Annotated in this window: 26 protein-coding genes and 2 pseudogenes; 8 read left to right on the top strand and 20 right to left on the bottom strand. The window is 60.1% G+C overall.

The features are described 5' to 3' along the window. Positions 1–70: 70 nt before the first annotated feature. A complete protein-coding gene (locus tag NKH05_RS09635; protein ID WP_352483668.1) occupies positions 71–688 on the top strand; it encodes a glutathione S-transferase family protein in 618 nt (205 codons plus the stop codon). A 9-nt stretch (positions 689–697) separates the two neighbouring features. Here NKH05_RS09635 and NKH05_RS09630 read toward each other — a convergent pair whose 3' ends face one another. From NKH05_RS09630 to NKH05_RS33105, 3 genes and pseudogenes are all read right to left on the bottom strand, one after another. Further along, positions 698–1,555 (bottom strand): protein-L-isoaspartate O-methyltransferase family protein, encoded by an 858-nt coding sequence (locus NKH05_RS09630; RefSeq protein ID WP_352588817.1) that lies wholly within the window; start codon positions 1,553–1,555, stop codon positions 698–700. Between the two features lie 532 nt (positions 1,556–2,087). After that, positions 2,088–2,408 carry an ABC transporter ATP-binding protein gene (locus tag NKH05_RS09625; protein WP_023718503.1) on the bottom strand — a complete coding sequence of 107 codons (321 nt, stop codon included), beginning with the start codon at positions 2,406–2,408 and terminating at the stop codon, positions 2,088–2,090. 3 nt (positions 2,409–2,411) lie between these two features. Further along, positions 2,412–2,528: pseudogene (locus NKH05_RS33105) on the bottom strand (hypothetical protein); the annotation flags it as partial. 274 nt (positions 2,529–2,802) lie between these two features. On the opposite strand from NKH05_RS33105, the gene NKH05_RS09620 reads away from it, so the two are divergent. Further along, positions 2,803–3,459 carry a Crp/Fnr family transcriptional regulator gene (locus tag NKH05_RS09620; protein ID WP_352483670.1) on the top strand — a complete coding sequence of 219 codons (657 nt, stop codon included), beginning with the start codon at positions 2,803–2,805 and terminating at the stop codon, positions 3,457–3,459. A 476-nt stretch (positions 3,460–3,935) separates the two neighbouring features. Here NKH05_RS09620 and NKH05_RS09615 read toward each other — a convergent pair whose 3' ends face one another. The 5 genes from NKH05_RS09615 to NKH05_RS09595 all read right to left on the bottom strand — a co-directional run bounded on the left by NKH05_RS09615 (position 3,936) and on the right by NKH05_RS09595 (position 9,192). Next, entirely contained in the window at positions 3,936–4,112 is a 177-nt protein-coding gene (locus tag NKH05_RS09615) for a DUF982 domain-containing protein (RefSeq protein WP_023718504.1), read from the bottom strand. A 391-nt stretch (positions 4,113–4,503) separates the two neighbouring features. Then, positions 4,504–5,613: a LacI family DNA-binding transcriptional regulator gene (locus tag NKH05_RS09610; protein WP_023718505.1), complete on the bottom strand. Its 1,110-nt coding sequence runs from the start codon at positions 5,611–5,613 to the stop codon at positions 4,504–4,506. Between the two features lie 109 nt (positions 5,614–5,722). After that, complete coding sequence (locus NKH05_RS09605) at positions 5,723–7,252, bottom strand: amino acid ABC transporter permease/ATP-binding protein (RefSeq protein WP_023718506.1); 1,530 nt, start codon at positions 7,250–7,252, stop codon at positions 5,723–5,725. Between the two features lie 76 nt (positions 7,253–7,328). Further along, positions 7,329–8,165 carry an ABC transporter substrate-binding protein gene (locus NKH05_RS09600; protein ID WP_352483671.1) on the bottom strand — a complete coding sequence of 279 codons (837 nt, stop codon included), beginning with the start codon at positions 8,163–8,165 and terminating at the stop codon, positions 7,329–7,331. A 160-nt stretch (positions 8,166–8,325) separates the two neighbouring features. Further along, positions 8,326–9,192 (bottom strand): PfkB family carbohydrate kinase, encoded by an 867-nt coding sequence (locus NKH05_RS09595; protein ID WP_023718508.1) that lies wholly within the window; start codon positions 9,190–9,192, stop codon positions 8,326–8,328. Positions 9,193–9,293: 101 nt separating this feature from the next. Here NKH05_RS09595 and NKH05_RS09590 point away from each other — a divergent pair, with 101 nt between their 5' ends. Beyond that, entirely contained in the window at positions 9,294–10,295 is a 1,002-nt protein-coding gene (locus NKH05_RS09590; RefSeq protein WP_353025330.1) for an SIS domain-containing protein, read from the top strand. A gap of 64 nt (positions 10,296–10,359) precedes the next feature. Beyond that, complete coding sequence (locus NKH05_RS09585; RefSeq protein ID WP_352483672.1) at positions 10,360–11,487, top strand: NAD(P)/FAD-dependent oxidoreductase; 1,128 nt, start codon at positions 10,360–10,362, stop codon at positions 11,485–11,487. A gap of 187 nt (positions 11,488–11,674) precedes the next feature. Here NKH05_RS09585 and NKH05_RS09580 read toward each other — a convergent pair whose 3' ends face one another. From NKH05_RS09580 to NKH05_RS09555, 6 genes and pseudogenes are all read right to left on the bottom strand, one after another. Further along, positions 11,675–12,112, bottom strand: a complete 438-nt coding sequence (locus NKH05_RS09580; RefSeq protein ID WP_353025329.1) for a TA system VapC family ribonuclease toxin — start codon at positions 12,110–12,112, stop codon at positions 11,675–11,677. Further along, entirely contained in the window at positions 12,109–12,336 is a 228-nt protein-coding gene (locus tag NKH05_RS09575; protein WP_023718512.1) for a ribbon-helix-helix domain-containing protein, read from the bottom strand. The genes NKH05_RS09580 and NKH05_RS09575 overlap by 4 nt, the downstream gene beginning before the upstream one ends. Positions 12,337–12,593: 257 nt before the next feature. Continuing rightward, a pseudogene (locus NKH05_RS09570) lies at positions 12,594–13,641 on the bottom strand (zinc-binding alcohol dehydrogenase family protein). 307 nt (positions 13,642–13,948) lie between these two features. Continuing rightward, positions 13,949–14,815, bottom strand: a complete 867-nt coding sequence (locus NKH05_RS09565; protein WP_502906138.1) for a sugar ABC transporter substrate-binding protein — start codon at positions 14,813–14,815, stop codon at positions 13,949–13,951. A gap of 141 nt (positions 14,816–14,956) precedes the next feature. Beyond that, complete coding sequence (locus NKH05_RS09560; protein ID WP_353025328.1) at positions 14,957–15,742, bottom strand: ATP-binding cassette domain-containing protein; 786 nt, start codon at positions 15,740–15,742, stop codon at positions 14,957–14,959. Next, positions 15,739–16,791: an ABC transporter permease gene (locus tag NKH05_RS09555; RefSeq protein WP_352588829.1), complete on the bottom strand. Its 1,053-nt coding sequence runs from the start codon at positions 16,789–16,791 to the stop codon at positions 15,739–15,741. The genes NKH05_RS09560 and NKH05_RS09555 overlap by 4 nt, the downstream gene beginning before the upstream one ends. A 161-nt stretch (positions 16,792–16,952) precedes the next feature. Between NKH05_RS09555 and NKH05_RS09550 the strand changes: the two genes are divergently transcribed. Next, positions 16,953–17,864, top strand: a complete 912-nt coding sequence (locus NKH05_RS09550) for a GntR family transcriptional regulator (protein ID WP_352549505.1) — start codon at positions 16,953–16,955, stop codon at positions 17,862–17,864. 134 nt (positions 17,865–17,998) lie between these two features. Here the strand turns inward: NKH05_RS09550 and NKH05_RS09545 are convergent, their stop codons facing one another. The 3 genes from NKH05_RS09545 to NKH05_RS09535 are packed head-to-tail and all read right to left on the bottom strand — an operon-like array spanning position 17,999 to position 19,533. After that, entirely contained in the window at positions 17,999–18,592 is a 594-nt protein-coding gene (locus tag NKH05_RS09545; protein WP_352549507.1) for a DJ-1/PfpI family protein, read from the bottom strand. Then, positions 18,558–18,821, bottom strand: coding sequence for a hypothetical protein (locus NKH05_RS33100; protein ID WP_502896972.1), 264 nt, complete (start codon positions 18,819–18,821; stop codon positions 18,558–18,560). The genes NKH05_RS09545 and NKH05_RS33100 overlap by 35 nt, the downstream gene beginning before the upstream one ends. Positions 18,822–18,831: 10 nt before the next feature. Next, entirely contained in the window at positions 18,832–19,533 is a 702-nt protein-coding gene (locus NKH05_RS09535; protein WP_023718518.1) for a GntR family transcriptional regulator, read from the bottom strand. 329 nt (positions 19,534–19,862) lie between these two features. Between NKH05_RS09535 and NKH05_RS09530 the strand changes: the two genes are divergently transcribed. The 3 genes from NKH05_RS09530 to NKH05_RS09520 are packed head-to-tail and all read left to right on the top strand — an operon-like array spanning position 19,863 to position 23,421. Continuing rightward, positions 19,863–21,086 (top strand): iron-containing alcohol dehydrogenase, encoded by a 1,224-nt coding sequence (locus NKH05_RS09530; protein ID WP_352588832.1) that lies wholly within the window; start codon positions 19,863–19,865, stop codon positions 21,084–21,086. Positions 21,087–21,103: 17 nt separating this feature from the next. Further along, on the top strand, positions 21,104–22,591 hold the full coding sequence (locus NKH05_RS09525) for an NAD-dependent succinate-semialdehyde dehydrogenase (RefSeq protein ID WP_352588835.1): 1,488 nt from the start codon (positions 21,104–21,106) through the stop codon (positions 22,589–22,591). An 8-nt stretch (positions 22,592–22,599) separates the two neighbouring features. Further along, positions 22,600–23,421 (top strand): alpha/beta hydrolase, encoded by an 822-nt coding sequence (locus NKH05_RS09520; protein ID WP_353025325.1) that lies wholly within the window; start codon positions 22,600–22,602, stop codon positions 23,419–23,421. Between the two features lie 126 nt (positions 23,422–23,547). On the opposite strand, the gene NKH05_RS09515 is transcribed toward NKH05_RS09520, so the two are convergent. Genes NKH05_RS09515 through NKH05_RS09505 form a run of 3 tightly spaced genes read right to left on the bottom strand, consistent with a single transcriptional unit; the run spans position 23,548 to position 26,339 of the window. Further along, positions 23,548–24,627, bottom strand: a complete 1,080-nt coding sequence (locus tag NKH05_RS09515; RefSeq protein WP_353025323.1) for an ABC transporter ATP-binding protein — start codon at positions 24,625–24,627, stop codon at positions 23,548–23,550. 10 nt (positions 24,628–24,637) lie between these two features. Further along, entirely contained in the window at positions 24,638–25,483 is an 846-nt protein-coding gene (locus NKH05_RS09510) for a carbohydrate ABC transporter permease (protein ID WP_352484910.1), read from the bottom strand. Further along, positions 25,476–26,339 (bottom strand): carbohydrate ABC transporter permease, encoded by an 864-nt coding sequence (locus NKH05_RS09505; protein ID WP_245278558.1) that lies wholly within the window; start codon positions 26,337–26,339, stop codon positions 25,476–25,478. Before NKH05_RS09505 ends, NKH05_RS09510 begins: the two co-directional genes overlap by 8 nt. Positions 26,340–26,388 lie beyond the last annotated feature (49 nt).

Genomic DNA, 26,388 nt, shown 5'->3' with positions numbered 1-26,388 from the left:
GAACAAAAGAGCGGCTGGGCCGCGGACTGCTCGAGATGCCCACGCTTCAGACTCAACGCAGAACGGGTCCATGAAGCTCATCTACCAGACCCACTCCCCCTACGCGCGCAAGGTTCTGGTCTTTGCCCACGAGGCCGGGCTTGCCGGACGTCTGCGCGTCATTCATCACGAGACGAGCCCCATCAATCGCAACGATGATGTGTTTGCGATCAATCCGCTTGGCAAGGTGCCCGCTCTCGTTCTCGACGACGGCTATGCGATCTTCGATTCGAGCGTAATCTGCAGCTATCTCGACAGTCTCGAAAGCAGTCCTCGGCTCATCCCCGAAACAGGGCGAGCAAAATGGTCCGCCTTGCGCCTCCAGGCGCTCGCCGGCGGCATGTGCGACGCAGGCATTTCCATCCGCTGGGAAAACGAGCGCCGCCCTGAACATCTGCGTTATCCTGCCTTGGGCGCAGGCATGACGATGAAGCTCATCGAATCCTATAACTTCGTGGAACGCGAGGTCGAATTCGACGCACCGCTCCATGTCGGCCACATCGCGCTCGCCACTTGTCTAAGCTGGCTGGAATTCCGGGGACTGCCCGACTTCTTGCAGGGAAGGCCACGACTGACACGATGGTATAGATCCTTCGTGGAACGCCCTTCAATGCGTGCCACACCCTACGACGGCGACACGCGTGATTGATATCGATCGCTAGGCTTTCGAAATCCAGTATGTGTCGGTCACCAGCCAAGCGTTCTCGAGGCCATTTGCTGGTCGGCCTGGATGATATTGCGCGAGACGGGTGACCTTGCCTCGGGCAGCCTTGAGGGCGGCCATCAAGGCCTTTTCTTCGTCACTGCGCCTAGCTCCGCTGCAGGGGTAAAACCCGCATGGCACAAGTGACCGTACGGGAAACGTATCGCCGACCCTTTCCAGAAGCATCATGAAACCTCGTCGGTCCTCACCTGTGAACGGCAGTGCCATCCGGCCAGCGTCGGACAAATTTGAAAGCCACCGTTCCGGCACGTGCGTCACGCCGGCAAAAGCGACCACGACATCGAGGTTTGGCAGATCAACTGCCTGCGTTGCATCACCTGATATCACTTCTACATGGGCACAATGAGCAAGATTGCTTTGCGCACGCCGAGCCAGTTCTTCGTCGATCTCATATGCAATCACGCGTCCTTCAGAACCCGTTAGTTCAGCGAGGATGGCGGTGAAATAGCCGACACCGGCGCCCACCTGAAGGACAGTCTGGCCGGGAGTGATGTTCAGATGGTCGAAAACCAATGCCCAAAGCGACGGCAAGCCGCTGTTCAGTCCGCGTTTTTCGTCAAGCAAGACCAGAACGTCGTGGTAAATCTCATGAAGTGCGGCTGAAGGGCTGGTATGGACCGCCCCGATTTGCAATCTCGAATGGATACGCCAAGGCCCGTTGCCAAGGTAGTGTTCGCGCGGAACCTTTGCGAAGGCCTCGATGACCGCAGGGTTGTGCAAGACAGGTGATGAGACACGCAGATCTTCGGCAAACCACCGGCGCGCTTCACTAGCATCGATTCTTGTCGGCATGGAATATCGGCTCCGGATCGCACGTACTCAATCATGCTCTCAGAAAACCGAACGACGGCAAAGGGGCGCTATCCCCGCATTGAAGGGCAATGCCCGCTATCCGTTTGCCATAGAGCGCAGCTTTGCCGAGTGCCCTGCCCTCTTTGCCTGTGGACCCGCCCGTTTCGGCGCCTGGCGTCTGACCGAATTTGGCGCACGGGTGCCCGGAACGACGCCAGGACATCAACTCGCGCGGCGGATTGATACTCATTCTCGTGACATAGGGGGATTTTATAGCAAAGCGCGGACACCGGCGGCAACCTCGGCCAAGTCGTCATTGAGCTGGTGGTTGCGGCCGTCGAGCCGATGCAGGAGCGCGCTGGGTATCGCTGCTGATAGAGATCAATATGCGCAAAAGCGCAAGTTCGTCCCTGCTGCCGTGATGGCTTTTTCGTGGGCGAGAACCATCAAAATTTCTGGCATTGTTCCGAAGGCCGACCGCGAGGCTGTAAGGCGTGGCGATATGGAAGACACGCAACGCTCCGCCCGACGATCACATCCTCCGGCTGGCCAGCAGCCTTGTGAGCCAGTTCGGATCCATTTCCGGCACGGAGGATAAAAGCCGCTCGGTATAGGGGCCGTGCGGCGGCGTGAGAATTTCGCTCTTTAATGCCCGCTCAACGACTTTACCTTGGTGCACCCCAATTTCGTCGGCGATCGCCCGCACGGTGGCAATGTCATGGGTGATGAAAATGCAGCTCATGCCGAGTTCGCGCTGAAGCCGCATTAAGAGCTTGAGGATTTCCTCTTGCACAATCTGGTCGAGCGCGGACGTGATTTCGTCGCAGATGATGAGTTCCGGATCGGCGGCCAACGCCCGGGCGATGCAAACGCGCTGCTTCTGACCCCCCCCGACAGTTCGGCCGGCAGACGATCCAGGTAAGTTTCGCTCATCTCGACCATGTGCATGCGTTCGCCGATCCCCCGATCCCACAACCAAGCCGTACTACTGCGCGGCAAGGTGATTGGCGGTTCGGAGCCTGTTGCCGGACCTTAACCCGGAGACTTAACCGCCCTTGTACACCCTAAGTTAAACGCAGTTTACCAAACAGACGAGGACAGTAGGCAAACCCGCCCCTAGGGTAAGAGGTCGTTCTGTCGATTTATCCGGGAGATACTATTGTCAGTCGTGTGGAAACAGAAGCAAACTTGCGATTCTCCATGCAGACACTATTGCAGTTCATGTGCTCTCATCCCATAGGGGGACGTTGTCGAAGAATGAGTGGGGGAACAACAATTTTCTCGGTGTTACCGCAAAAATCTATAAACCCCATTCGGTGATATGCCGGCAGGAGGACGACAACAGTGAGATATTCATTGTAAAATCGGGCTGGGGCATACTTTATCAGGCACTGCCGGACGGAGAGCGGCAGATCATAGACACTCCCCTCAAAGGGGATGTCGTCGGTTTCCGTGGCTTGGACGGACCCCGTCTTGCGTCGCTGGCGTCCATAACCGAACTAGCTGTTTATGAAATTTCCAGTAAGGAACTGGTCGAGGCCATCCTGTCGGACGGCCGAATCGGGAAGAAGATCGCCTGTTCGCTGGCGCGCCTGAACGCCATCCTTGCCGAACATCTGACAAATACCGGGCGACGGAACGCGATGAGGCGTACCGCCCATTTCCTGCTGGAGTTGGAAGAGAGGCTCTCCATGGTTGAGCTGTCGGTTGATGGAAGATATGAGTGTCCTCTTGCCCAGCATGAACTGGCCGACATCCTCGGAATGACCACGGTTCACGTCAACCGAACGTTAAGGGAGCTGCGCAAGGCCGATCTCGTCTCTTTCAAGTCAGGCCATGTAGAGGTGATCAACCGCAAGAAGCTGGTCGAAACAGCCGGATTCGACAGCGAGTATCTCAGGTAGCGGCTATATCTCTTTGAACGCCAGCGCATGGACACCAAAATGAAGACGGTCGTTCCGTCGCCGGAACAGTTCGAGACGACATTTACGGAGGGCTGGTCGTGCGCGGGACGCCTGACGTCTCGACGACAGCGGTATGCGGCTCGAGGCGGTCGACGGTTGGGCTGAGCGGAACGCAACCCAGCTCGTGCCGAGCAAAGCAAAGTGTGCGAAGGGAGATCATCATGACCCGACGGCAACACTTGTGAATCGGCGTGCAAAATTCGACGCCGATTTTGCACGCCGATTCACAGGCCGAAGCCTCCCAGACCGAGGACCGGGCGGTATGGGCTGCGAGAGGCTTGGCGGCGAAACACGCTGGCGTCATTGCCGTGGTCGCGCGATGCTAACCCTGCATTAGGCGAACACGGCGAGCCGACGACATTGTTCGTCAGCCGCGACGTGCCTGATATGGAATGAGCTTCCTTCGGAGACAAGAGCTACGGCGGCAGTAGCTTTCCCTCCTCTTTGGCGGCCTCAAGGAACGCTCTGCGAACCACATCGGGCTTCACCTGATCGATCATTGCATCCATGCAGAGTTGCACCGCGCTATGCCACTTAGGGCCGCGCTTGCTCCACTTCAGGAGCTGCTCAGCGGCCCTTCGACGTTGCTGCATTGGTAGATGACGCCGGGACGGCCGGTCTTTACGGGAATCGACGGTGAAAACCAATGGAGCGACATTTGTACATAAGCCCTATCTAAACTAAGAGTTCCGTCAGCCACGCCCCGGTTCGAGCCAAGGATCGGAAAACCGGCTATGGCCCAGCCCCGCGCAGCCCCTTCTGGCTGGCCATATCGGGGTAGGGACGCAGCGTAGACATCTATTTTAGGATGCATTGCCAACTCAGAGATGATCATTGCGGTGATGCGAGCCGCTTGGCTAAAGCCGTCGTGGCAACGCTGATGCAGCGGGGCCGGTGATGACGGTTGTAGTCTCGCGTCTCGGCCGCGGTGCGTTTCTCAGAGCCCCTTAGAGACTGCCCCAGCCATAGACCGTTGCGGCCGGGTCAGACGGCCTCGCGGTTGAGATGAACTGCAATTGAATTGCGCTCCACCAAGCGGGCCGCAAGGACACGGTGCTCGAAAGGTAACGTGGCCTCCGCCAACCTCTTCAAGAGAAGCTCCGCTGCCGCCGCTCCAATCAAATGTGCCGGCTGCGCGATGGCTGTGATACCCTGGGTCACGAACTGCATCCAGTCGAGATCGTCGAAGCAGAGCAGCGAAACGTCTCCTGGAATCGCAAGCTTCAATGCGGAAATGGCCTCCAGAACCCCTGTCGACATCACACCATCGGCCGTAAACAGAGCGGACGGTGCATTGCGCATTGTCAGCAGATCGAGCGCCTCCTTGCGGGCTGCCTCGCTAGAATAGACCGCCACGCGACGGATCAACTGCGGATCCGGCGTAATGCCCGCGGCGCGATGGGCTTCGAGATAACCCAATAGTCTCTGCCAGCTTGGATGATGGTAGCGAAGATCAGCGCTGGAGAGATCAACGTTTGCCACAAACGAGCCAACATCGTCGCGTTGGCCCGGCCCGAGTTCCGCCAATATTCCGATGCGGCTGTGTCCGGCCGCTATCATCGCCGCGATGCTGCTATGCGTTACAGAAACGTTGTCGACCACGACTGAATCGGTTTCCAGGCCCGCCACCATGCGGTCGAACTGCACGACGGGACAGCGAGCCGCGACTGCTTCACGAAGATGATCCGGCTCGTCCACGAAGGTCGATGAGACAATTAAACCGTCGACCTGCTTTTCCAGCAGCAGTTGCACCGCCTCTTGCTCGAGTTCGGCATTTTCATCACTGTTCGTAACGATAACCCCGAAGCCGCCACGGCGCGCGACATCCCCTATTCCGCGCAGCACGCTGGCGTAGAATGGGCTTTCGATGTCGCCAACCACAACGCCGATAGTCTGCGTTTTACCGGTGATCAGACCTTTGGCAAGGCGATTGGGGCGGTAGCCCAGCTCAGCTGCTGCGGCCCGCACCTTCTCCTGAACCTCGGGGCTGCTGTAGCCGTAGTCACCAAGAACACGCCCGGCCGTGGCGGAACTCACCCCGGCCCGGCGAGCGACCTCTATGATAGTTGCGTTTTTGGGTAATCTTTGAGTCACTCGGCAAACCTACCGCCCATGCGCGCGTTGTGCCGGCGACCTAGCGGCAGTTAAGCCCGCCCCGCAAGGCCGAACACCGGAACAGCCGCCGTTGCGCACACCATTGCAATCACAGCACCTCGGACAAAAAGCGCCCAAGACGCGGGCTTTGCGGGTTATCAAATAGGTCCTCTGGTCGGCCTGCCTCGACAATTCGCCCCTCGTCCATGAATACGACCTGGTTCGCGACCTTGCGGGCGAAATTCATCTCGTGTGTTACGACCACCATCGTCATCCCGCCCCGACCGAGATCGGCCATCAAGTTCAGGACGCCTTTGACCAATTCCGGATCGAGCGCGCTGGTGACTTCGTCGAACAGCATAATCTCGGGTTCGAGGGCCAGGGCGCGCGCGATGGCCACCCGCTGCTGTTGCCCGCCCGAGAGATTGGCCGGCCGATGGTCCTTACGCTCCAGCAGTCCGACTTCATTCAGCCTCGCCAAGGCCGCGCCCTCAGCCTCCTCGCGCGACATGCGTTTAACTTTGCGAAGCGCCAAGGTGATGTTGGCGAGCGCGCTGCGGTCGGGGAACAGATTGAACTGCTGGAAAACCATGCCGACGCGCCGCCGGAGTTGGTCAGGGGTCTGTTTGTAGATGCTTTCGCCATCGAGCAGAATGTCACCGGCTCGACACTCTACGAGGCGGTTGAGGCAACGCAGCAAGGTCGACTTGCCCGAGCCGGATGGACCGATGAGGCAGGTGACGGTCCCCGGCTCCACTTTCAGACTGACGTCATGGAGGACCTGGACGGCGCCATAGGCCATGTCGATATTCTTGACCTCAATACCGCCACCCTTGAAGCGTGTGGGCTCTGCTGCAGGCAACGTCGCTGTGCCCGGCACGCCCGCTTCGGCAAGCTCGGCGACTTCCTTGAGGCCACTTTGCACAGCGGTGATACGTTTGCCGACGCGCATGCGCGCGTCGATGTAATTGACGAGGTGGGTTAGCGGCACCGTGATCACGAGATAGAACACGCCGGCCAGCAACAGCGGCGACAAGTTGCCGGTCAGCACGGCTTGGTCCTGGCCGACGCGGAACAGTTCGCGTTCGGAGGCGAGCAGACCAAGGAAATAGACCAGGCTGGAGTCCTTTACGTTGCCGATGAACTGGTTGACCAGTGCGGGCAGGACGCGGCGGATGCCTTGCGGGATCACCACCAAGCGCATGCCTTGGCCATAGGTCATGCCGAGAGTGCGGGTGGCGTCGATCTGACCACGCTCGACGCTCTGAATGCCGGCGCGGAAAATCTCCCCGATATAGGCGCCGGCGATCAGGCTGAGCGCCAGAATGCCCAGCGGATAAGGCGATGGACCGAACAGATCTCGGCCCAATCGCGCGAAGCCTTGGCCAATGATTAGGATTGTGACGATGGCAGGAAGCCCGCGGAAGATATCGGTGTAGACTCGGGCAAGGAGTTTCAGCGGCCGGTTCTCGGAAATCCCCATCACGGCGAGTACGATACCGATCAGCGTCCCGAAAAACGTCGAGGCAAGGGCCAGGATCAGGGTGTTCTTGAGGCCGACCATCACCATGTTCGGCAGAACTTCTGCCATCGCCTGGAAATCAAGAAAGCTGCGGGCGAAGTTGTCGAACCAGCTCATATCAAGTCCATCTATAACTCGGCCGGGCACCGTTGCTCACGGGCCCGGCCGGAAACGCTAACGAATACGCGCGAATTTACTTCTTTGGCAGATATTGATCCGGCATCGGGGTACCCGGGAACCATTTCTCGTGAAGCCGTTTCCAGGTGCCATCGTCCATGGCCTCTCGCAATGCCTTGTTGAGCGCTTCTCGGAAGGCGTCGTTGCCCTTCTTGACCACGAAACCGGCTGGCGCATCGAAGGACGGCACGTTCATTGTTATCTTCAGGTTCTTATAGCGCTCCACATACTGCTTGGCCGACTCATAGTCAGTAAAATGCCCATCGATCGTCCCGTTGTTCAGCGCCGCCACGGCAGTGTTGTTGTCCGGGAATTTGACGATGTCGCCCTTCAGATTCTTCTCGGCATAGATTTCCTGCAACGTCCCCTGGATCACGCCAATGCGCTTTCCGGCGGTGCTCTCATTGCTCGTCAGAGCCGGATCAGGCGAAATGATCGACAGGTAGCCAGCGAGATAGCCGTCGCCAAAATCCACGGTCTTCTTGCGCTCCGCGGTCGTGCCAATGGCGGCGACAGCGACGTCGAAGCGACCGTTGGCGACAGAGGGCAGCAGGGCCGAGAATTCCTGACCGGTGAAAACGACCTGCTCCTCCTTGAACCCGAGCCGGCGCGCTACGTCGCGGAAGAGTTCAGCGTCGAAACCGGTGAAGTTGCCGTTGGCGTCGGTGAAGACATAGGGTTTCGCATCGCCCATGGTTCCGACGCTGATCACCGTCGGGTCGATGAGGTTGTAGGGGTTGTCGGCCGCTTTTGCCTGCGTTGATGCGGCCAACGTGCCAAGTCCTGTCACCAGCGCGATCGTCAGCGCCAGACCGGATTTCACAAATTGGCGCCTGCTCGAATTCGTTTGCATGTCTTCTCCTCTTACGATTGGCCGAAGTCGGCCTGCGGTCCCACTCGACGACCCATCCATCAAAACGCTCTTTCATGGCGTTGGTTAGATGAATGAGAACGTTATCACTTTGACTAGCATTGTCTATTTCTCGCGTCAATTGCTCAGTTGAATTCCCCAACTAGACGGTTCTCTCGTCTTGAATGCGCCGAGCTCCGCGGAGGACCTCCGGCGTGATCTTTCCTAGATCAATTGCTGCCGCATAGCCGATCGCCCCGTAGTACCGGCAGGTAGCAGCCGCCGCCTCCGCGGCTTGGCTAAGAATGTCCTGAGGCGCCTCTTTCTTAAGCAGGCCGAATAGCGTTCTTGCGATGAAGGTGTCGCCCGCGCCCAGGGTGTCGACGGGTTCGACCAACCGCGCCGGGGTTCGGTAAGAGACGGTGTCGCCGTGAAGCACCGCGCCGGCCCGACCGCGAGTCACAAGAACCCACCTTGAACCAAATGCGAGCAATTCGGCTGCGATTGCGGCCAATTCCTTGTCGTCGAGACCGTCACCCGAGACACAAGCCAGATAGCAATAGGGCCCAATCTCGCGTCGGTGTCCCGGTTCCCGGCGGGTGGAAAAATCATAAGACAACAGTGACTTACTTGATACAGCGGCAACCCACGGGTCCAAACCGCTGGACTGGCCGATGTGGACGGCCTGAAAACCCGAGAGAAAATCCAGATCTTCTTGCGTCGGCGTGAACACCGAAACTCCGAGATCGAAGTCCAGGAAAATCCGATCGGCGTTGCGGTGACCTATGAGGCAGTAGGCGGTCGGCCCTTCAAGGCGCCGCAATCGGGTGATGTCCACGCGGTCGGACTTGAGTGCGGCGTGGATCAAGTCCCCTGCCCGGTCTTTGCCGATCGCCCCAACATAGGCCGACTGCCCGCCGAAGCGGCTGACATACACCGAGACATTGAGGCAATTTCCGCCAGGATACATCTCGCCGCGAGCGAGATAACAATCGACCACGTTGTCGCCCATCGCGGCAATCTTGACCATCGCAGGACTTTCAGTTTAAAGGGTGTGATAACGTTCGCACAATGGCCCGCCATTGTCAATTGTGCGCCGGCCCAAGCTCTGTCAACGAGAAGAGGAACCTAATGATTTTCGCCCTCCCCGCCGACGTTGAACGCGCCCTGGCCGCTACGGCGGGCAGGCAGTTTTCGCATCTATTCCTCGTGGCGTGCGGCGGCTCGCTCTCGATCATGGTGGCAGGCAAATACTTTGTCGACCGTCACAGCGGCACATTCGCCTGCGATATCTACAACGCGGATGAGTTCGTCTGCCGAGATCCGCGACGGTTGGGACCTGACGCGCTCGTCGTCCTTTGCTCGCAGACAGGCACCACCCAGGAGACCGTGCGAGCGGCCAATCATGCAAAGGATCAAGGCGCGACGACAATCGGCATGACGCTCGACCAGATATCGCCCCTCGCGCAGGCGGTCGACCACGCAGTCGCCTACCAGGCCTCCTACACGACGGGCAAACCGATCGATGCAGCCCGCAGCAACTACGGCGTGCTCTACATGTTGCTCGCCGGCCTAATCGATGCTCGGGAGGATGCCGGGCTGACCGCCGATCTGCTGATGAGCCTGAGCCATCTTCAGCCGGCGATCGAACGTGCGCACCGGACCTATGCCGACCGGTTTAAGGCCTTCGTACCCCGTTTCGCGCCGCGCAAAGCGATCTACACACTGGCCAGCGGTGCAAGCTACGGTGCGGCGTATTCCTACGCCATCTGCGTGTTGATGGAGATGCAGTGGTACGACTCGCAAGCCATACACGCCAACGAGTTCTTTCACGGCCCGTTCGAGGTGGTGGACCGGGATACTTGCTTCGTGGTCTTGATGGGTTTGGACGAGACGAGGCACCTTACGGAACGCGCTCGCGATTTCCTTTTCAAGCACGGCAGCCGGGAAAACATCCTGGTGCTCGATGGAGCGGAACTCGACCTCAGCGGTATGTCCGAACACATCAAACCCTATCTCGTGCCCTTGGTCTTCTTCGACACTCTATGGCGTTTTGCCTATACGCTGGCTGGTCTGCGCGGCCAGCCGATGCTCGAGGGCCGGCGCTACATGAAGAAGCTCACGGACTACTAGTTCCGCCGCGCTCTGCAGCCATCCAACAACTCCCAGCCCGGCTTCTGCGTAGAAGGATTTTTCTATGACTGCATCCCCAAAACCGCGCCAAGTCGTCGTCATCGGCGCTGGCATCTTCGGCATCTCTTCCGCGCTGCACCTCGCTCGTCTTGGCTTTGATGTAACCATTGTCAACGACGGCGCGCCGGCCAACGGTGCATCCGGCCGTTCACTTTCCTGGCTGAACTCAGCGCGACGTGCTGACACTGCTTACCACCGCTTGAGGCTTGCGGGCATCGACCGTTATCGGACCCTGGCGGCCACAAGGCCGGAAACGGCGTCGTGGCTTCGCTTTGACGGCGGCCTCACCTGGGATGCGGATGATGGGACGAACCAGATCGCCTCCATCTGCCAGCTGGAGCAGGATATTGGTTATGACGCGCTTCTGCTCGGCCCTGCCGAAGTCGGCGCAGTGACGCCCGGTGTCAACGCCAGCGCAATCACCCCGCAGGGTGCCATCTTCAATCCTGGCGAAGGATGGGTTGACCTGCCCTGCCTGATCGATCTGCTGCTCAATGAGTTCCGCTCCCGCGGCGGCAAGCTCGTCCAGAACGCCGGACGCGTGCGGATAGATGCCACAGGTGGTCGCGCGCGTGGCGTCGTCACTGCCGACGGTGTGCCGTTAAAGGCGGATGCAGTGGTCCTTGCCGTTGGGCCAGCGACGCCTGCCATGCTTGCGGAGATCGGAGTTCGTGTCCCCGACGCCACGCCGATTTCACTCCTCTTGAAAACCAAGCCGATCAAGACCGAGCTCCGTGCCGTGCTGAATACGCCGCGCGTGGCGGTGCGCCCGACGCCGGATGGCGAACTTGTTTTGGATTCGGCGTGGTCGGAGGAAGAAGTCGTGGTCAACTCTGATGGAACTTACACCGTGCACGACAAGACCGTCAAAGGACTGCTCGACGAGGCTAGTGCGGTGCTCGAGGGCAATCGGCGGCTCCAACTCGCTACCTATGCAGTTGGCCCGAAGCCCATCCCGGGCGACGGCGAGCCAGTGCTTGGCTCCGTCGAGACCGTCGCCGGGCTTCACGTCGCCTTTAGCCACAGCGGCGCCACGCTTGGATTGATCGTCGGCGAATTGCTTGCCAAAGAAATCGCCTCAGGCAATCCGCATCCCATGCTTGCAACGTTTCGCGCTAGTCGATTCAGCTGAAAGGGCAATTGCGGCAAGGCCGAACTGTCCAAGCGCGGACGCTCAAGGGAGAAGATGAATGCCCCGCAAACTATGGCCAGATAGCCGCTCGCGATCCACTGGAGTGCGCTGAGCGCGACAAGTTGCGCAAGCCTCAATTCAAAGCCAAGAAGATCGAAAGGCAGACTGCACCGAAGAGCCCGGCGGTCTACCTTGTGGGAATTAGGTGCAGTGCAGACTTCCCGCCCTTCACGGGCGCCGCTGACAGCTTGCGGTCAAAGCTGGCAAGTTGGCCGCCTCGCGCCTTGGCGAGCGTGAGAAGGTACGTATCCGTGACCTGTGCCGAAGTCAGGATTTTCGCTGCATCGATGTCGCCGGAGCCAACCAGGCTCACATCGTCGGGCCAGAAGCTGTGCCCGTGCAGAGCCCGCAACTTGGTAACGATTTGCGCAACGATGGCGGGCGAGCCGGGAGAATTAGGATATCTTTGGTTCCCGACGATGCGCAGGACGCCGTTTTCGGTGATCGGACAAGTAGCCCATGCCGCGTTGCCCGTCTCTTCGAACCAGCCATGCGCGTCGCCATAGGCGACGTGACCAGGATCGATCAGTGCGATCAGCACATTGACACCGAGCAGGAAGGTCAAGGCAGTTCGTTTCGCAAGGCGTTGACCGTCTCAAGCGTGACAGGAGGTGCATGCGGCCGAGGCGACAGAAGAGGAATCCCGTTGCGCTCGCCGCCAGCTTGAGGCCGGCGCAGCGAGCGCCGGGCGAGATCGCTAATGACCTCGCCGAGGCTACGACCCTGCTGCCGGGCCATGGCCCTGGCCGCGACCAGGACGTCGTCATCAATCGCCAGTGTGGTTCTCATATCACTCTCCTGACGCGCATCAAACATCACGCATGATGTGGACTAGCTACGTCGGACACTCAAGCGGTGCGAATACCCGGCGGATTTGCGTGGAACACGTTTTGCCGGAAAGATCGTCGCTCCGCGGCTTCAACCTTTATGCGACGAAAACTGCGCCCGCGGTAATCAGCGAAACGCCAAGCCAGTTCGGCAGGGACAATTGTTATCTGAGGAAAACCGCACGGAATACCGTGTCAAGCGCGACGCTTAGCGTGGCGTCACCGAGCAACTCGCCCTCCCACAATGCAGCACCAGGGCTGCGATGACATGTCTTGATCGTGTTGCTGAAGTCGGCCAGATCCTACGTCGATAACGGCCTTGATCAGACCGGACTTCTGCTGCGCCCAGATTGCGATGTCGCGTGGGCTGTCGCGCAGGGTGGTGCGGTGGGTGACAAGCTGGTCGATTGGTATTTTTCCAGCGCGAATCGAGGCAATGACGTGCTGGAAATCGCTACGAGTCGCGTTGCGACTGCCGATCAGCATCATTTCCCGTTTGTGGAACTCTGGATCGGAGAAGCTTATATCGTCCGGCACGACGCTGACCATCACCATGACGCCGCCATAGGCAACATAGGCAAAGGCAGACTGCATCGAACGGCTGTTTCCCGTTGCGTCGAAGACGACGTCGAAACCTGCTCCCGCAGTTCGCGCCGCTATCGTTTCGATGATCGAAGGTCAGCCGCTCGGTATCGACGTCCATGACGGTCACGTTCTGTTGCGCGATTCGCGCAAAGAGCGCCGTGCCGAGGCCGATCGGCCCGGCGCCGATAACCAAGGTGCGATTGCCCGGCCCCGCCATGGATCTGCGGACCGCGTGGGCACCGATGGCCAGAAACTCGACCGTGGCAGCCTCGACCGGTGACAGGCCGGCCGCTGGAATCAAGTTCTGCGCCGGCACGAGAATCTGCTCACTCATGGTACCATCACAGTGCACCCCAAGCACCTCGATCGACATGCAGCAGTTAGGCTTGCCCTGGCGGCAGGCGGCACAATGTCCGCAGGCAAGATAGGGATTGACGAGGATTTGCTCTCCGACCGACAGGTCCACGGGCGCGTTGATTGCCGCGATTGTTCCCGAAACCTCATGGCCCATGACGCGTGGATAGGCGAGGTAAGGATGCCTGCCCTCGAAGATGTGGTAGTCGGTTCCGCATATCCCGACATAGGCGACATTGACCAGTGCCCAGCCCTCCGGCGGAGTGCCTGGTGCCTGCTGTTCCTCAAACACCAGCCTGCCGGGCTCGGCGCATCGCACGACTTTGATGGTGGAGTCCATGATTGTAGTTCCACCCCTTCGCTAAGCTGGAGTCCGGCAACAGAAAGTGGGGGCGGGGGGGGAGCCCCCCCGCCCCCCCGGGGGGGGCACACGGAGAGTTAGGGGTGGGCGCGGCCCCCCCAGCGCCCGCCGGTGCCCTGGTGGGCGCCCGGGGGGCCCCCCCGGGGGGGGGGGGCCCCCCCCGCCCCTCGTCGTTCCCGCCCTCCTCCCCCCCCCCCCCCCCCCCCCCCCCCCCCCCCCCCCCCCCCCCCCCCCCCCCCCCCCCCCCCCCCCCCCCCCCCCCACCACTGGTGGATCACTCGAAGTCCTTGACGTTCTGCAGCGTCACCAGTCCGGCGCCGGTATCCACATTGGCCTCGACGGGTTCCCCACGGATGGCCTTGACGACAGTGTCGATGCCAAGCTCACCCATTTTCGCTGGAAATTGAGCTACGCTGGCGTCCTCCGCCCCCGACTTGATCGCCTCGATCTCACCGCAGCAGGCGTCAAAGCCGACCACTATGAGGTTGTCGTTGGCAATGCCGGCATTGCTGATCGACTTGACGGCGCCAGGGATCGGCGGGCCGCAGGCCGAGTAGATCGCCTTGAGATCGGGATTGGCGGTCAGGATATCTTCGGCCACTGACGTACCAAGTTCCAGCGTGCAGTTGGTTGCACCCTTGCCGACGACCTCGACCTTGACGTCGCCCAATCCTTCCATCATGCCGGTGACCCGGTCATCGAGAGCCGGCACCCCGGGAACGCCTTGCAAAATACCGATCTTGTCACCGCTCTTGAGCACCGTCTTCAAATACTCTCCGGCGATCTTGCCGCCGTTGAGGTTGTTGGTCGAGACCAATGCCGTCTGGCCTTTCCAGTTGGGAATGCTGTTGTCGACGAGAACCACCTTGATGCCGGCGGCGACCGCCTTGTCGAGCGCCGGCGCGACCGTCGGGTCGACCGGCGTGATTGCCAGCCCCTTGACGCGCTGCGTGATCATGGATTCGATCAGTGCGATCTGACCTTCGATGTCGGTGGCCGCCTGGCCCTGGCCGGTGACCAGCTCGATTTCCGGATGAGCGGCCGCGTATTTTTTGGCGGCGTCCTCCATGGTCGAGTAGAACGGCACCGGGAATTTCGTGATCAGGCCGATCTTGATCTTGTCTGCGGCCGAAGCCGGCATAGAAAACGCAACGGCGATCGCCAGCCCTGCGAACAGTTTTCGGTTCATTGGCATTGTTTTCCTCCCTTGGATTGAGACGCCTCCCTGCGGGAGACGCTTCAGGCATTTGCGGACCGGAACGGTCCCCAAATCTCGAACGGGTCAGGCTCCAACGATCATGGAAACCAGCTCCTGTTTGTTGTCCTTGGTCGGCACCAGTTCGCCGACCCTGCGGCCCTGGCGAAGCACCACCGCGCGATCGGCGAGTTCGACGACGTGTTCCATGTTGTGAGTGATCAGGATGACGGCATTGCCCTGGTCGCGGAGCGCAGCAACCAGATTGAGCACCTGCCGTGATTCACGCAGGCCGAGTGCGGCGGTCGGCTCATCCAGAATGACAACCTTGCGGGCGAATACGGTCGAGCGGGCCACGGCAATGGCTTGTCTTTGTCCACCCGACATCATGGCGACGACGGCATCCAGCCGCGGCAACGTGACCTTGAGATTCACCAACAGAGCGCGGGTCTCGGCGTCCATTCGGCGCTGCTGCAGAAGTCGCAGGCCGCGCGGAAGCCATTGCGGGCCAGCTAACTCGCGACCGGCAAAGAAGTTCTGTCCCGGTGTCAGATTGTCGAACAGCGCCAGGTCCTGATAGACGGTCTCGATGCCGGCGAAGCGCGCATCCGCAGGGGAGCGTATCTGCGTTGGCGCACCATCCAAAAAGATCGCGCCGGCATCGAGTTGGTGCACCCCGCTGATGCATTTGGTTAGCGTCGATTTGCCCGCGCCATTGTCGCCGAGCAGGCCGACGATCTCGCCTCGCCGAACCTCGATGCTGACATCGTCCAGGGCCAGAACCGAACCGAAACGCTTGGTAGCACCGCATACCGCCAGCACGGGATTGTCCGCGGTGACCGCATGATCGGCGTTGGCCGCAGCAGCGATCATGACTGCCTCCCGGCTTGCAGGACACGCACACGTCCTTCGAGGTAATTGCGCAGCACGTCGGACTCGACCGCTATGACGATGACCACGCCGATGACGATGAGCTGGAAAAAGACGTTGACGTTGAGCAGGTTGAGCGCGTTGCGGATAACGCCGATCATGATGGCGCCGATCAAGGCATGGCCGAGGTGGCCGCGACCACCAAGAAAGCTGGCGCCGCCAATGATCACCGCCGCGATCGTATCCAGTTCCAGCAGATTGCCGAACAGCGGCGAACCGGCGTCGGTGCGGCCGGCAAGGATGACTGAACCGATGCCGGCGCACAGCCCTGAGATGACATAGACGGAAACCAGGACCCAGGACACGGGAATACCCATGCGCAACGCAGCGTCGGGCCGGCCGCCAACCGCATAAATCCAGCGCCCCCAGACCATGGTTTTAGCCATGACGAAAAGCACCGCGGCAACGCCGGCAACAACGAAAACCGATCCAGGCAGACCCCAGACCGCGTCGCGGCCAAGCGCATCGATCGAATCCGGCATGCCAGGGATGGCGCGGCCATCGGCCAGTTGCAGCGCCAACCCCTTGGCGATGCTCAATGTTGCCAGCGTGATGATGAAAGGATGCGGCAGTCGGCCGAAGACATAGAAGAGCCCGTTGATCGCGCCGACCGCGGCACCGCAGCCAACCATCACCGCGATCACAACGATGGCGGGGGCGCCAGCATGAAAGCTCAGCGCGCCAACGACGGAAGCCAGCGCAAGGTTCGAGCCGACGGAGAGATCGATGCCGCGTGTCAGGATGACCAGATGCTGGCCCATCGCCACAACCGAGATGACGGCGGTCTGGGCGAGGATGTTGCTGAGATTGCGTCCTGTCAGGAAATAGGGTGACAGAAAGCTGAGGACGGCGACCAGCAGCACCAGGATGACGACCGGACCAGCGCTCAGCAGCATCAGGCCAAGCGCAAGGCCGGGGACGGCTTCTGATTTCCTGGATGCCGGCAACGCGGCCTCGCCGACAGTCGTGCCGGTGTTTCCCGTTTCAGGCAAATTTCCCCTCCCCGCCGCAGCTTGTGCGAGCCGCGTCGTCAAAAACTCAATTCGTGCCTCTTCTTATCGATAAAAAACAACCAGCAGGGTCGGGTCAAGTTGTTTTTTATGGATAAAGTTCATGCTAAAAAGGACAAGGTATTGTTCCAAAGGAAAATCCGATGAGAACGGACACCGTCTACAAGAAGGCCTTCAATCGAGCTGCAAATATGCTGCGCGACGGACAATTGGCCGGCGAACTTCCTTCCGAAAATGAGCTTAGACGGCGAATGTGCGTCAGCCGCACAACCGTCCGAAAGGTTTTGCGAGAACTTGTTAACCGCGAACTTGTCACCGAACGCCACGGCCTCAGAGCGACGGGCCGCGCGGTCGACGACAACGACTACTATCCGGACGCCGAAACTACGCCTCGCGCCAAACATGTCGAACAGCAGTTCATGGAGTGGATGCTGCGGGGTGACACCAGGCCCGGAACCAGCATCAATGAGCTTGAGCTTGCACGACAATTCGGTGTTGCGACCAATGGAATTCGCGAATTCCTGATCCGCTTCAGCCGGTTTGGACTGATCGAGAAAAGGCCGAATACAGGCTGGCTTTTCAAGGGTTTCACTGAAGACTTTGCACTTGAGCTCTTCGAGATCCGGGTGATGTTTGAACTGCGTTCGGCACAACTGTTTTCACTGCAGCCGAACAGCTCTCCGCTATGGTCGAAACTCGCCGCGCTCAAGATGGCGCATGCCGACCTGCTGGAGCGAATTGAGAGCCGCTTTCACGACTTCTCCGGCCTGGACAACCGGTTCCACCGGCTCATAAACGAGGCATCACCGAACCGCTTCATCGATGATTTCTACGACATCATCACGTTTATTTTTCACTACCACTATCAGTGGAACAAGCAGGACGAAAAGCAGCGCAACCTTGCCGCAATCCACGAACACATTGCCTATATCGATGCGCTTGAGAGCCGCAACTCCACTCGGATTGAGGTAGCCTGCCGAGCGCATCTGGCTTCAGCAAGGGAAACACTGATGCGTTCGCTTACGGGATTTGATGAAACCAGTATCAATGCATAGCGAAAGACCTTTGATCCTGGGAGAAAACTCAGCGCGATGCAGGCGTTTTGTGATCCGAGGCCGAATTGGCGGTGACAAGTTCTCCTTCCAGAAAGGGAACCGACGCACCCCTTTGAGACGCGTCGGAAGAAGGTCTACGCGTGGCGGATTTCTGTCCCAAGCACGTTCAGGCACTCGCGGATAAACGCTGCAAGCGCCGTCCAGCCCTTGGCTGAAACCATCGTGCCGTCGACATATGCCTCCGTTGGAGACAGGTCGATATAAGTGCCGCCCGCAAGCGTCACTTCGGGCTCGCACGCCGCCAGTGCGCCGACCTTCTTGCCACGCACGACGCCGTCTACCGCAATCAGGATCTGCACGCCGTGGCAGATCGTGAAAATGGGTTTTTTGCTCTCGTGGAAGTGGCGCACCATCGCCTGCACGCGCTTGTCGGTGCGGATGTATTCGGGGCCGCGACCGCCGGCGCAGTACACAGCGTGGTATTGCTCCAGCTGCTTCTCAGCGTCGGAGAAGGTCTTGTTGATCAGCGCATAGTGGCCGAGCTTTTCGGTGTAGGTCTGATCGCCCTCGAAATCGTGCAGCGATGTTTTGATCACGTCTCCGGCGCTTTTGTCTGGGCACACGACATGGACAGTGTGGCCCACCGCTTCCATCGCCTGCTGGTAGACGAAGATTTCGTATTCCTCGGTGAACTCACCGGTCAGCATTAGGATCTTTTTGCCTGGCATGGTCGTTTCCTTTCCTATGACAACGGCCCGGCGAGCCATATGCTCGCCCGGTATTTGAGTTTTCAAAGGGTGAATCGGGGGAGTATTCCTTGGCATTGGCCTGCGTGATCAAAGTGGCGTCCAGCTTCACGTTGCCCCGAACCGGTGCCTGCCCAATCAGGTTGGCGACGGTCATGTAGACAGCCGATACGCCTGCCTTCCCTGCATCGATACGAACCGCAATGGACATCGGGACCGTCTCAGTCGAACGCCAGCAACAAGCGGTCGCGGGAATGCTCGATATGGCGACGCATCGCCTGCTCGGCAGCGGCAGGATCGGCCGCAGCGAAAGCGGCCAGGATGGCCTCATGTTCGTCAAGCGCCTCTTCGGTGACGCGCGAATGGAACATCAGGCGAAATATGTGGAAGTGGGTATGCTGGTGCGCCAGCGTTTCGCGCACGAGTTCGTTGTTGGCGAATTCCATGACCTTGTCATGGAAAATGGCATCCTGGCGGGCGAAGTTGGAATACCTCAGGCGCTCGTCCTTGCCTTCACGGCGCGCCATGACGCCCGCCGATTCCTGAAGCTGTGCGAGCTTTACCTCGTCCATGAGCGCGGCTGCCTTGGCCGCGCCATGAGGCTCGAGCAGCAGGCGAAGCTCGTAGAGTTCGTCAAACCGTCGTTTCGTGATCTGCGGCGCAGCGCGGTAACCGATCAGATGCGTCTTCAGCACCAGGCCTTCGCCTTCGAGCCGGCCGAGCGCCTCGCGGATCGGCGTGTGGGAGACGTTGAATTCCTTGACCAGACTGTCGACCGTGATGCGCGAGCCCGGCGCAATCTTCAGCGACATGAGTTGCGCAAAAATCGCTTCGTAGACGTCCTCAACCAGGCTGCTGGAGCGCTGGATACGCCCGCCGGCGAGGTTCGCTTCGTCTAGACTGGGTAAGTTCATGGCCTGCATGTTTTGCCTCTTGACACATTGAGTTGCTAACACGATGCTCCGACCAATGCAATCCTATATCCTATACGATTTTATAGAGGATATAATTTGAGGCTGTTTCAAGACAAAGCAATCGTACTTGCGATGGCCCTGCTGGAGCAGCGGGCCGACTCCGCGGTCCGGGCTTCCTCACCGTCCGAGCCTGAACGGACCGTCAGCGCTCCGGGCGATGGTTCAACGCGTCGGAACGCAAGCGCGCTGCAACTGGGGTTTGGCGTCAAACCCAGCCTTTGGGCCGAGTTGAACGGCCTTTCGCATTCCAATCCAGACATCATCACAGGATGCAGATAATGAGCCTTTTCGCTGCCATACGGCTGCCGCGCGAAATCCTCTTCGGGAAGGGCCAACGCCACGTCATTCCGGTTGTCGCGGCCAGGCTCGGGCGTCGCGTGCTCGTCTGCACCGATGAACGTTTTGCCGCAACGGGCCCGTTTGGAGAGATCGTCGCGGCGCTGCGAGCCGCCTCGATAGACGTACTGGTGCATGATCGCGTGCTACCCGACGTTCCCCGGGACACCGTTGCCGTCTGCATTGAGGAAGCACGGAGGTTCGCGCCCGACATGGTGATCGGCATTGGCGGCGGCAGTTGTCTCGATATGGCCAAATGCGCCGCGTTGCTCATCACTCACGGCGGTCAGCTCCAGGATTACTACGGCGAGTTCAAGGTGCCCGGCCCGACGCTGCCGCTGATCGCGGTGCCGACAACAGCCGGCACGGGCTCTGAAGTGACCCCGGTCGCCGTAATCTCCGATCCGGATCGCACTCTGAAGGTCGGCATCTCCAGCCCATATCTGATCGCGGCCGCGGCCATCTGCGATCCTGAACTGACGATGACATGCCCGCCGGCATTGACGGCGATCGCAGGCGCCGATGCGCTGACGCATGCAATCGAGGCCTTCACGGCCGTCAGGCGGGGGACCGATCCCCGCCTTCCGCAGAAACATGTCTTTATCGGCAAAACCGCTTTGACCGATCATTTCGCCCTGCTGGCGATCAAGCTGCTTGGCCGAAGCCTTGAAACGGCATACCGCCAGCCCTCTGACGAGGACGCCCGGGCCGACGTGATGATGGGTGCACTGGCCGCCGGCTGTGCGTTCGGAACGGCCGGCACAGCGGCAGCGCACGCCGTGCAATACCCGGTTGGCGCGATAACCCACACCCCTCACGGATTGGGTGTCGCCACCATGCTGCCATACGTCATGAAGTACAACAGAACAGCCGCAGCGACCGAGATGGCCGAGATCGCCAACGCGCTCTGCCTCGATGGTAAAGGCCGGACGCCCGAAGAGTTGGCCGACGCGACCATTGGCGAGGTCAGTCGGCTGTTTGGGGCAATCGGGATCACCCCCTCGTTGGCCGAACTGGGGCTGCCCGCCGATAAGCTCGATTGGACGGCGGAACAAGCGATTGGTATCGAGCGCCTCATCAAGAACAATCCGCGTCCATTCGACTTGGGGTCCATGCGCCGCCTGGTCCAGGCCGCCTTTGATGGCGACCTCGCCAGCATCATGTAACAATCGGGAATATCGAGATGAACACGTTTTCACAGGTTCTGTCGGATGATCAGGGCATCAGCGACTTCCACACAATCTCGCACGGGCTGTATATTGGCGGCCAATGGCGCCAGTCCGCGGATGGCAGGGTGATTCCGGTCGTCGATCCTTCGACCGAGGCTGTCATCGCCGCTGTGCCCGATGCGACCGTGAACGACGCGGCCGCTGCCGTTGACGCCGCTGCCAAGGCAGCCCACGGCTGGCGGACAACGTCGCCGCGAAGGCGTTCCGAGATCCTCAGACGCTGCTTTGAGTTGATGACGGAACGATCGGAGGCACTGGCTACTCTCATCGCATTGGAGAACGGCAAGGCTCTGCGGGATGCCCGCGGCGAGATCGCTTATGCCGCGGAATTTTTCCGCTGGAATGCCGAGGAGGCCGTTCGCATTACTGGCGAATTCGGTATTGCGCCTTCCGGCACCAACCGCATCGTGGTCGACTACGAACCGATCGGCATCTGCGTCCTGATCACGCCTTGGAATTTCCCTGCCGCGATGGCGACCCGCAAGATCGCGCCAGCACTTGCCGCTGGATGCACGGTGATCTTGAAGCCAGCCAGCGAGACCCCGCTTACCGCCTACGCGCTGGCCGCGCTCTATCAGGACGCAGGCGTGCCACCGGGGGTGGTCAACGTCCTGACGACCTCCAGTCCGGGCCCTTTGACAGCCGCCATGCTGGCCGACCCGCGAGTGCGCAAGCTCTCCTTCACCGGTTCGACGGGTGTGGGTCGCGCTCTGCTGGCAGAGGCTGCCGGGCATGTGGTTTCGTGTTCGATGGAACTCGGCGGCAACGCACCGTTCATTGTGTTCGACGACGCCGATCTCGAAGCGGCGCTCGATGGCGCAATGGTGGCCAAGATGCGTAACGCCGGTGAGGCCTGTACGGCCGCCAACCGCCTCTACGTGCAATCTGGCATTTACGAAGCCTTCTCGGATGGCCTCGAGAAGCGGATGTCGTCGCTCAAGGTCGGCCCTGGCACCGACCCGGACACGGAATGCGGACCCATGATCACGAAAAAGGCGGTCGAGAAAATAGATCGCCTTGTCATCGACGCAGTCGCACGCGGCGCGCGGGTCATGTGCGGCGGCTCAGTCCTGTCCGGAACTGGTTTCTTCTACCCTCCTACAGTGCTTCGCAACGTGCCAGGTGACGCAAAGATGGCGCATGAGGAGATATTCGGGCCCGTGGCGCCGATCTCGAGCTTCGACACCGAGGCTGAGGTCATCGCACGCGCCAATGACACCGAATATGGGCTTGCTGCCTACATCTACACGCGCGATCTGGCACGCGGCATGCGGGTGGCCTCCCGGATCGAGGCCGGGATGATCGCTGTCAACCGGGGGCTGATGTCCGATCCGGCAGCCCCCTTCGGCGGCGTCAAGCAGAGTGGGCTCGGCCGCGAGGGAGGGCAGCATCATGGCATTGCCGAGTTCATGGAGGCGAAATACCTCGCCATCAGCATGTGAGCAGAAGAATGCAAGGCGATCCCTTTCGCATCCGCGACCACGTCGCGGATTTTGACGAAATCGTGCAGGAGTTCGTTGGCCGCAGCGAGGCCGCCCGCGCCACCATTGCGATGACTGCGGACGTGGCCTACGGACTGGATCCGACCGAAACCATGGATCTGTTCTTTCCCGCGGGGAAAAGAACGGCGCTGCCGGTGCACATCTTTGTCCATGGCGGCTACTGGAGAATGTTCTCCAAGCGCGACTATTCATATGTCGCGACGACGATTAGCCAGGCCGGGGCCATTGCCGTCATCCTTGATTATGCTCTAATGCCCAAGGTCAGAATGGCGACGATCGTCGACCAGTTGCGCCGCGCCAAGCAGTGGGTCCTCGCCAACATCGCCGATCATGGCGGAAACCCGGCGGCCCTGACTGTCAGTGGTCATTCGGCAGGAGCCCATCTTGCAACGTTTCTGTTCGACGGCGAGCATACCCCCTCGAATGTGAGGGCAGCCCTTCTGCTGAGCGGGCTCTACGATTTGAAACCGCTCCAGGATTCCTTTCTCGCCGACGAGATTGGAATAACCGACGAGGAAGTCGCCATGTTTACGCCGCTCGCCTGTCGGCATGATCCTCAAACCAGGGCGGCGGTTCTGGTCGGAGCCAATGAGACGCCACCCTTCCATCAGCAAGCCGATCGATTCAAAGCAAGCTTGGTGCGGCAGGGATCGTTGGTAACGTCGCATGTGCTCCCGAACCGCAACCACATGGACAGTGTCAGAGATCTTGGCGTGCCAGGGACGGAGGCTGCTGATTGCCTGACAGAACTGATCGCCAAGGCCCGCTGACTACCCTGCCGAGATACCGCTCACCCAGCGCAGCTTGACCGCAAGCGGTCCGCATTCGCTCCGGATGAGTTCGAGGCGACATCGCGGATCCCTGCGCCACTGCGTCCAGCCGCTGGTATCCACGTCCTAAATGTCGATGCGCTGCTCGCTATCCGGATCGAACAGGTTGACGCTCGCCGGATCGACGGCAAGAAATATTGGCTCTTTGCGCCGGCCGGCAAACCTCGGCGGCAGGCGCGCGATGATCGCGTTCTCGCCGACCTGCACAGTCACCATGGTTTCAGGCCCGGTGAGCTCTACCACGTCGATCTCCCCAATGATCGAAGCTCGATTCTCCGCAACGGTTCTCAGCTCTTCAGGCCGTATGCCCAACATCACCGGTCGCTCAGAGCCCACCTGCCGGTTCCGCGTCGGCAACACGATCGATACACCGCTCGCTTGAAACCGGACACCCTCCGAATCCGGGACCAGTCGTCCGGCAAGGAAGTTCATTGCCGGAGATCCGATGAAACTTGCCACGAACATATTGGCGGGCCGTTCATAGATGGTGCGCGGATCGCCCAATTGCTGGATGTAGCCGCTTTTCATGACGGCCACCTTGGTGCCCAGCGTCATCGCCTCGATCTGATCATGCGTGACATAGACGATGCTCGTGCCGAGACGCTCGTGTAGGCGCTTGATCTCCGTGCGCATTTCCACGCGAAGCTTGGCATCGAGATTGGACAATGGCTCGTCGAAGAGGAACAGCTCCGGGTCGCGCACGATCGCGCGGCCCATCGCAACGCGCTGCCGCTGTCCGCCCGAAAGATTGGCGGGGCGTCGATCGAGCAGATGGGAGATTTGCAACATTCGCGCGGCATCTTCCACGGCACGCGTGCGCTGGTCGGCGCCCACGCCACGCATTTCCAATCCGAAGCCGATATTCCTCGCGACCGACATGGTGGGATAAAGCGCGTAGGATTGGAACACCATCGCGATATTGCGGTCCTTGGGCGCAAGGTCGAGGACCGAGCGTCCACCGATCAGGATGTCACCGCCGGACGTGTCGTCGAGGCCGGCAATCATGTTGAGCAAGGTCGACTTGCCGCATCCGGACGGCCCGAGCAGAACCAGAAAGCCTCCGTCCTCGAGCTCGATGTCGACCCCGTGAAGAACCTGTACGGAGCCATAGGACTTGCGCACGTCCCTGATGGAAAGTGTCGCCATGCGAGTACTCCTAGCCTTTGATGGCGCCTGCGGTCAGCCCCTGAACCATGGTTCGCTGGACAATCGCGAAGAGCACGATGACCGGGATGATGCTGAGAATGCCGCCTGCCGCCAGAACGCCCCAAGGAAGCTGGAACTCTCCGACCATCAGTTGCAGGCCCACGGGCCAGGTGCGAGACCCCTGCCCGGTCGTGAGCATCAGGGCGAACAGGAACTCATTCCAGGCCGCGATGGCAATGAACACCGAACTTGCGACCAGGCCGTTCCGCGCAAGGGGCATGACGATACGGACCATGGCGCCAAGCCTTGTCGAGCCGTCGATGCGAGCCGCGCTCTCGAGTTCCTTAGGTGCCGAATCGAAGAACCCCTTGAGCATCCACACGAACAGCGGCAGCAGGAAACTCGTATAGGCAAGCGCTAGGCCGAAACGGCTGTCGACGAGCCCCACACCGCGCATAACAACATAAAGGGGAATGATCATCATGACTGCGGGAAACATGCGAACGACAAGATAGCCGAGCATGAGCTGATCTCGGCCTCGAAACGCGAAGCGAGAAAATGCATAGGCGGCAAGCGTGCCCGTGACGACGCAGATCGTCACCGTCAGCAAGGTAACGACGAGGCTGTTGCCTATAAGCCGTGGGAAACCTGACTGCGTCCAGATGGCGACATAATTGTCGAAGGTAACGCGGCTCGGGAGGTACTGCATCGTCTGGGTGACAATGTCGGCCTCATATTTGAGGGATGTCAGGAACATCCAGATCATCGGACCGATGCAGAACACCGTCAGGCTTGCGAGCACGATGTAGGTGGCGATGTTCGCGATCATCCGCCGGTGACGCTTGCTTTCAATCATCGCCCTGTCCTTTGGTAATCCTGGAGATGCGGATATACCCGGCCGCGAAGATCATCAGGGTCACGAACATCACCACCGACAGGGCGGATGCGTAGCCGAAATTGAATTCCTTGTAGGCGGTCTGAAAGGCATACAACGACAGCACTTGCGTGGCATCTCCCGGTCCGCCACCGGTGAGAATGAGGAGCAGATCGGGCGAATTGACCAGACCGATGACGCGCAGGATCACTGCCGCCGCGATGACGGTCTTGAGCATGGGCAAGGTGATCAGCCTGAGTTGTGCCGCCAGGCCTGCGCCGTCGACCGCCGCTGCCCTGTAGAGATCCTCGGGAATACCCTTCAGGCCCGCGAGCAGTAGCAGCGCGAAGAATGGAAACCCATGCCAGGCCTCGACGAGAATGGTCGCCGCAAGCGCAGTATTGGGATCAGCAAACCATGCCTTGTAGGCCTGCAGGACGCCTAGCCGGACAAGAAGGTCGTTGATGACTCCGAGCCGCGGATCGAGCAGCAAGGCCCACATATGACCCGCTACGACATTGGGTAGGAAGTAGGGAAGCAGGATGAGCACGGCGAAGATTTTCGTGCCCGGCAAATCCCTGTTGAGAGCTGTCGCGGCGAGAAGACCAAGCGATAGTTCCAGCACGACCGCGGCAGCAACCCACACGACGGTGTTCTTCAATGCGATCCAGAATACCGGGTCTGACCACATCGCTAGATAATGTTTGAAGCCGACCCAGCCATCCAACCCGGGACGCGTCAGACGCATCTCGCGAAAGCTGATGGCCATCCCGTAAAGCGTCGGATAGGCGATCACGAGAAGGATAAGGGCGAGGCTGGGAAGGAGCAGCAAATACATCCAGTATCGGGTCTCGGATAGTTCGCCGAGAGCCCGCATAGGCAGATAT

The organism is Mesorhizobium sp. M1399, assembly GCF_040317735.1.
GTDB lineage: Bacteria > Pseudomonadota > Alphaproteobacteria > Rhizobiales > Rhizobiaceae > Mesorhizobium.
This window is presented reverse-complemented; position numbering and strand designations above follow the sequence as displayed.

Coding starts and splice junctions, on each gene's coding strand:
- NKH05_RS09635 (WP_352483668.1), top strand. CDS start 71: ATGAAGCTCATCTACCAGACCCACTCCCCCTACGCGCGCAAGGTTCTG.
- NKH05_RS09630 (WP_352588817.1), bottom strand. CDS start 1,555: ATGCCGACAAGAATCGATGCTAGTGAAGCGCGCCGGTGGTTTGCCGAA.
- NKH05_RS09615 (WP_023718504.1), bottom strand. CDS start 4,112: ATGCAGCAACGTCGAAGGGCCGCTGAGCAGCTCCTGAAGTGGAGCAAG.
- NKH05_RS09605 (WP_023718506.1), bottom strand. CDS start 7,252: ATGAGCTGGTTCGACAACTTCGCCCGCAGCTTTCTTGATTTCCAGGCG.
- NKH05_RS09600 (WP_352483671.1), bottom strand. CDS start 8,165: ATGCAAACGAATTCGAGCAGGCGCCAATTTGTGAAATCCGGTCTGGCG.
- NKH05_RS09595 (WP_023718508.1), bottom strand. CDS start 9,192: ATGGTCAAGATTGCCGCGATGGGCGACAACGTGGTCGATTGTTATCTC.
- NKH05_RS09590 (WP_353025330.1), top strand. CDS start 9,294: ATGATTTTCGCCCTCCCCGCCGACGTTGAACGCGCCCTGGCCGCTACG.
- NKH05_RS09585 (WP_352483672.1), top strand. CDS start 10,360: ATGACTGCATCCCCAAAACCGCGCCAAGTCGTCGTCATCGGCGCTGGC.
- NKH05_RS09575 (WP_023718512.1), bottom strand. CDS start 12,336: ATGAGAACCACACTGGCGATTGATGACGACGTCCTGGTCGCGGCCAGG.
- NKH05_RS09565 (WP_502906138.1), bottom strand. CDS start 14,815: ATGCCGGCTTCGGCCGCAGACAAGATCAAGATCGGCCTGATCACGAAA.
- NKH05_RS09560 (WP_353025328.1), bottom strand. CDS start 15,742: ATGATCGCTGCTGCGGCCAACGCCGATCATGCGGTCACCGCGGACAAT.
- NKH05_RS09550 (WP_352549505.1), top strand. CDS start 16,953: ATGAGAACGGACACCGTCTACAAGAAGGCCTTCAATCGAGCTGCAAAT.
- NKH05_RS09545 (WP_352549507.1), bottom strand. CDS start 18,592: ATGCCAGGCAAAAAGATCCTAATGCTGACCGGTGAGTTCACCGAGGAA.
- NKH05_RS33100 (WP_502896972.1), bottom strand. CDS start 18,821: ATGTCCATTGCGGTTCGTATCGATGCAGGGAAGGCAGGCGTATCGGCT.
- NKH05_RS09535 (WP_023718518.1), bottom strand. CDS start 19,533: ATGCAGGCCATGAACTTACCCAGTCTAGACGAAGCGAACCTCGCCGGC.
- NKH05_RS09530 (WP_352588832.1), top strand. CDS start 19,863: ATGAGCCTTTTCGCTGCCATACGGCTGCCGCGCGAAATCCTCTTCGGG.
- NKH05_RS09525 (WP_352588835.1), top strand. CDS start 21,104: ATGAACACGTTTTCACAGGTTCTGTCGGATGATCAGGGCATCAGCGAC.
- NKH05_RS09520 (WP_353025325.1), top strand. CDS start 22,600: ATGCAAGGCGATCCCTTTCGCATCCGCGACCACGTCGCGGATTTTGAC.
- NKH05_RS09515 (WP_353025323.1), bottom strand. CDS start 24,627: ATGGCGACACTTTCCATCAGGGACGTGCGCAAGTCCTATGGCTCCGTA.
- NKH05_RS09510 (WP_352484910.1), bottom strand. CDS start 25,483: ATGATTGAAAGCAAGCGTCACCGGCGGATGATCGCGAACATCGCCACC.
- NKH05_RS09505 (WP_245278558.1), bottom strand. CDS start 26,339: ATGTATTTGCTGCTCCTTCCCAGCCTCGCCCTTATCCTTCTCGTGATC.